The sequence below is a fragment of the Inquilinus limosus MP06 genome (genome assembly GCF_000767795.1).
GTDB classification, from domain to species: domain Bacteria; phylum Pseudomonadota; class Alphaproteobacteria; order DSM-16000; family Inquilinaceae; genus Inquilinus; species Inquilinus limosus_E.
Genome location: NZ_JANX01000518.1, coordinates 1 through 4564 on the forward strand (window position 1 = coordinate 1; position 4564 = coordinate 4564).

General features: G+C 71.3%; 7 protein-coding genes. All 7 read right to left on the reverse strand.

What is annotated here, in order from left to right; translation table 11 throughout:
- The coding region (locus P409_RS27360; protein WP_034845835.1) for a thiolase family protein at positions 1–768 on the reverse strand (768 nt) is incomplete at its 3' end.
- Positions 765–1541 carry a CoA-transferase subunit beta gene (locus P409_RS27365; protein WP_034845837.1) on the reverse strand — a complete coding sequence of 259 codons (777 nt, stop codon included), beginning with the start codon at positions 1539–1541 and terminating at the stop codon, positions 765–767. The genes P409_RS27365 and P409_RS27360, both read right to left, overlap by 4 nt.
- Before the next feature lie 2 nt (positions 1542–1543).
- Entirely contained in the window at positions 1544–2401 is an 858-nt protein-coding gene (locus tag P409_RS27370; RefSeq protein ID WP_034845839.1) for a CoA transferase subunit A, read from the reverse strand.
- Between the two features lie 2 nt (positions 2402–2403).
- Positions 2404–2979, reverse strand: coding sequence for a protocatechuate 3,4-dioxygenase subunit alpha (pcaG, locus tag P409_RS27375; RefSeq protein WP_034845841.1), 576 nt, complete (start codon positions 2977–2979; stop codon positions 2404–2406).
- 3 nt (positions 2980–2982) lie between these two features.
- Positions 2983–3675 carry a protocatechuate 3,4-dioxygenase subunit beta gene (gene pcaH, locus P409_RS27380; protein WP_034845843.1) on the reverse strand — a complete coding sequence of 231 codons (693 nt, stop codon included), beginning with the start codon at positions 3673–3675 and terminating at the stop codon, positions 2983–2985.
- On the reverse strand, positions 3672–4070 hold the full coding sequence (gene pcaC, locus P409_RS27385) for a 4-carboxymuconolactone decarboxylase (protein ID WP_034845845.1): 399 nt from the start codon (positions 4068–4070) through the stop codon (positions 3672–3674). Before pcaC ends, pcaH begins: the two co-directional genes overlap by 4 nt.
- A partial coding sequence (locus P409_RS39310; protein WP_034845847.1) for an alpha/beta fold hydrolase occupies positions 4063–4564 on the reverse strand: 502 nt, incomplete at its 5' end. The genes P409_RS39310 and pcaC, both read right to left, overlap by 8 nt.

The following is a 4564-nucleotide window of genomic DNA, read 5'->3' on the forward strand; positions in this document are numbered from 1 at the left end:
GACGCCGGAGGCGTTGCCGGCGGTGACGGTGCCGCCCTTGCGGAACGGGGTGGGCAGGGCGGCCAGCTTCTCCAGCGAGGTCTGGCGCGGATGCTCGTCGCGGTCGACCACGATCGGCTCGGCCTTCCGCTGCGGGATGGTCACCGGCACGATCTCGCGCGCGAGCCGGCCATTGGCCTGGGCGGCCAGCGCCTTCTGCTGGCTGCGCAGGGCGAAGCCGTCCTGGTCGGCGCGGGTGACGCGGAACTGCTCGGCCACGTTCTCGCCGGTCTCCGGCATCGAATCCGTGCCGTACAGCTCCTCCATCCGCGGGTTGACGAAGCGCCAGCCGATGGTGGTGTCGTAGACGGCGTTGGAGCGGGAGAAGGCGGTGTCGGCCTTCGGCATGACAAACGGGGCGCGCGACATGCTCTCGGCGCCGCCGGCCAGCATCAGCTCGGCCTCGCCGGCCTTGATGGCGCGGGCGGCGATGGTCACGGCGTCGAGGCCGGAGCCGCAGAGGCGGTTGACGGTCGCCCCCGGCACCGAGGCCGGCAGCCCGGCCAGCAGCAGCGCCATGCGGGCGAGGTTGCGGTTGTCCTCGCCGGCCTGGTTGGCGCAGCCGAGGACGACGTCATCCACCGCTTCCCAATCCACCTTCGCGTGGCGCTCCATCAGCGCCTTCAGCGGGATCGCGGCCAGGTCGTCGGCGCGCACGGCGGACAAGGCACCGGCATAGCGGCCGATCGGGGTGCGCAGATAGGCGCAGATATAGGCGTCGCGGCTCATGCGGCCTCTCCATGGGCGATGCGGGTGCGCTCCTTCAGGTCGCGGAGCGTCTTCAGCTCCAGCGCCGAGGGCGGCGGGGTCTGTTCCAGGTTGTCGGCGAAGCGGACGGCCCAGCCGCAGGTCTCCTGCACCTGGTCGCGGGTGACACCCGGATGCAGCGAGACCACGGTGAACTCCCTGGTCACCAGGTCGGGCCGCCACACCGCGAGGTCGGTGACCAGCAGGGTCGGGCCCTTGGTGGTGACGCCGCGGCGGGCGCGGTCGTCGCCGCCCGAGCCATGGCCGAGCGAGGTGAAGAAATCGATGGTCTCGACCATGCCGCGCTTGTTCTGCTTCATGGTGATGAAGATCTCGCCCGAGGAGGTCGCGATCTCCGGCGCGCCGCCGCCGCCGGGCAGGCGGACCGAGGGCTCGTGGTAGTCGCCGATCACCGTGGTGTTGATGTTGCCGAAGCGGTCGAGCTGGGCGGCGCCGAGGAAGCCGATGGTGATCCGCCCGCCCTGCAGCCAGTAGCGGAACATCTCCGGCACCGAGACGGTGGTGACGGCGGTGTCGCACAGCTCGCCGTCGCCGATCGACAGCGGCAGCACGTCGGGCGCCGTGCCGATGGTGCCGCTCTCGTAGATCAGGGTGATGTCCGGGGCGTGGGTCAGCCGCGCCACGTTGCAGGCGGCGGACGGCGCGCCGATGCCGACGAAGCAGACATCGTCGTTGCGCAGCGCCCGGGCCGCCGCGATGGTCATCATCTCGTCGGGGGTGAAGGTCTCGGCCATCGTTACGCCCTCCGGCCCAAAGACGCGACCCGGCCGGCGAAGGCGCCGGGGGCGCTGTCGATCACGTTCTCCTTCATCCAGGCCAGGAAGTCGTCGCGGTCCGTCGCGATCCTGTCCCAGGCCAGGTAGAAGGCGTTGTCGCGCGGATAGTAGCCATGGGCGTAGGAGGGGTGGGCGCCGCCCGGGACATGGACCACGGAGGTCACGGTCCAGCGCGGCAGCACGCAGGCATTGGGATGGACACCGTCGAAATCCTCGACGATTTCCTCCACCGTCACCACCGACCGCTTGGCCGCCAGCACCGCCTCCTTCTGCACGCCGACGATGCCCTCGATCAGCACGTCGCCGCGGCGGTTGGCCTTCTGGGCGTGGATGAAGGTGACGTCCGGGCGGATCGCCGGGACGGCGGCCAGGATCTCGCCGGTGAAGGGGCAGGTGATGGACCTGATGTTCGGGTTCACCTCCGCCAGGCCGGCGCCGCGATAGCCGCGGAACACGGCGCAGGGCAGGCCGGCGGCCCCGGCCTCGTAGGCATTGGCCATGGCGGCGTGGGAATGCTCCTCGATCTCGACCGGGTTCGGCCAGCCCTTCTCGATCGCGTCGCGCACCCGGCGCAGCAGGCCGACGCCGGGGTTGCCGGCATAGGAGAAGACCAGCTTCCGGGCCATGCCCATGCCGACCATCTGGTCATAGACCAGGTCGGGCGTCATCCGCACCAGGGTCAGGCCGCGCCTTCCCTGGCGGATCGCTTCATGCGCCGCGGCGTGCGGGATCAGATGGGTGAAGCCCTCGAAAGCCGCGATGTCGCCGTCATGCAGGTTCTCGGCGACGGCCTCGGCCAGGGTCTGGAATTTCGCCATGGTCAGATCTCGAAGAAGACGGTCTCGCCGTCGCCCTGCATGCGGATGTCGAAGCGGTAGCGGCCCGGGCCGTCGGCTTTGGCGATCAGCGTGCCGCGCCGGGCCTCGGGCGCGGCCAGCAGCACCGGGTCCTCGGCATTGGCCGGCTCGTCCGGGAAATAGATCCGGGTGTGGCAATGCACCAGCATGCCGCGCATGAGTACGATGACGCTGAGATGCGGGGCCTGGCCCGGCCCCGGCGCGCCCGGCCGGATGGTGTCGAAGACGAAGCGCCGCTCCGGATCCGTGCCGGTGCCGCAGCGGCCGAAGCCGGTGAAGCCGTCATTGGCGCTGCGCTGCGGGCCGGGGAACACGCCCTGGGCATCTGCCTGCCAGATCTCGACCAGCGCGTCCTCGATCGGCTGGCCGGCGCCGTCCAGCACCCGGCCGGCGACGCGGATGCGCTCGCCCGGCACCGCGTCGCCGGCGAGGACGCCGTCGGCGATCTGCGGGAAGTCGTAGCCATATTGCCGCGGCGTCAGGCCGTAGGCGAAGAAGGGGCCGACCGTCTGCGACCCGGTCTGGGGAAGCTTCGCCACGCGTCAGCCCTCCATCGGCGTCGCCAGGCGCCCGCGCAGCACGATGTCGAACTCGTAGCCCAGCGCATATTCGGGCTCGGTGAGGTCGAGCTTGAAGGCCGCGATCAGGCGCTCGCGCCCGGCCGGGTCGGGGATGCTGTTGAACATCGGGTCCAGCGTGTGCAGCGGGTCGCCGGGGAAGTACATCTGCGTCACCAGCCGCGTGGCGAAGGCTGGCCCGAACAGCGAGAAATGGATGTGCTGCGGCCGCCAGGCATTGGCGTGGTTGCGCCAGGGATAGGCGCCCGGCTTGATGGTCAGGAAGCGGTAGCGGCCCTCGGCATCGGTGACGCAGCGGCCGGCGCCCAGGAAGTTCGGGTCCAGCGGCGCGTCGTGCTGGTCGGCCTTGTGGATGTAGCGGCCGGCGGCGTTGGCCTGCCACAGCTCGACCAGCGTGTTCGCCACCGGTCGCGCATCCTCGTCCAGCACCCGTCCGGCGACGATGATGCGCTCGCCCAGCGGTTCGCCATTGACCCGGCCGTTGCGGGTCAGGTCGGCCTCGCCCTCCGGCGCCGCGGGGAAGGTCGGGCCCCGGTGCTCGGACAGCGCGCCGGAGAGCGGCACCAGCGGCTGCGACGGCGCCCGTAGCACGGTCGAGCGGTAGCCCTCGTAGAGATGCGGCGGATGGATGCGCCAGTCGCGCGGCTGGAAGCTCACTTCTGTTCCTCCCGGTCGGCGTCGTCGCGTTCGGCGAAGACCTGTTTGGCGATGGCGAATGCGGCATTGGCCGCCGGCACGCCGGCATAGACCGCGACATGCAGCAGCGCCTCGCGGATATCCTCCGGCGTCGCGCCGGTGTTGGCGGTGGCGCGGATGTGCATCGCCAGTTCCTCGTGATGGCCCAGCGCGGCGAGGAGGGCGATGGTCAGCATCGACCGCTCGCGATGGGTCAGCTGCGGCCGGCTCCACACCCCGCCCCAGGCGCCGCGGGTGATGAACTCCTGGAACGGCGCGTCGAACTCCGTGGTGCGGGACTGGGCGCGGTCGACATGGGCGTCGCCCAGCACTTTGCGGCGCACCGCCATGCCCTGGTCGTGGAGCGGGTCAGCCACGGCGGCCTTCCTCGATGAAGTCGCGGATCAGCCCGGCCAGGACGTCCGGCGCCTCGACGCAGGGGATGTGGCCGGCGCCCGGGATATCCTCATAGCGCGCGTCGGGGATCAGGGCGGCGAGAGACCGCACCAGCTCCGGCGTCGTCGCGATGTCCGCGGTGCCGCACAGGCACAGGGTCGGCACCGCCACGCCCTTTGCCGCCGCAGTCAGGTCGCCGTCGCGCAGGGCGGCGCAGGCGCGGATATAGCCGTCCACCGGGGTGCGGCTGAGCATGTTGCGGGCGGCCGCGACCAGGTCGGGCTGCCGGGCCCGGAACTCCGCCGAGAACCAGCGCTCCATCGTCGCCTCGGCGATGCTCGCCACGCCATTGGCCTCGACCGCCGCGATCCGCTGCTGCCAGGTCTCGGCCGTGCCGATCCTGTGGGCGGTGTCGCAGAGGATCAGCCGGCCCACCAGCTCCGGCCGCAGCCGGGCGAGGCCGAGCGCGATCATG

What these genes read in the sequence shown, in the direction of transcription:
- P409_RS27370 (WP_034845839.1), bottom strand. Translation starts at nt 2,401, where the DNA reads ATGGCGAAATTCCAGACCCTGGCCGAGGCCGTCGCCGAGAACCTGCAT.
- P409_RS27365 (WP_034845837.1), bottom strand. Translation starts at nt 1,541, where the DNA reads ATGGCCGAGACCTTCACCCCCGACGAGATGATGACCATCGCGGCGGCC.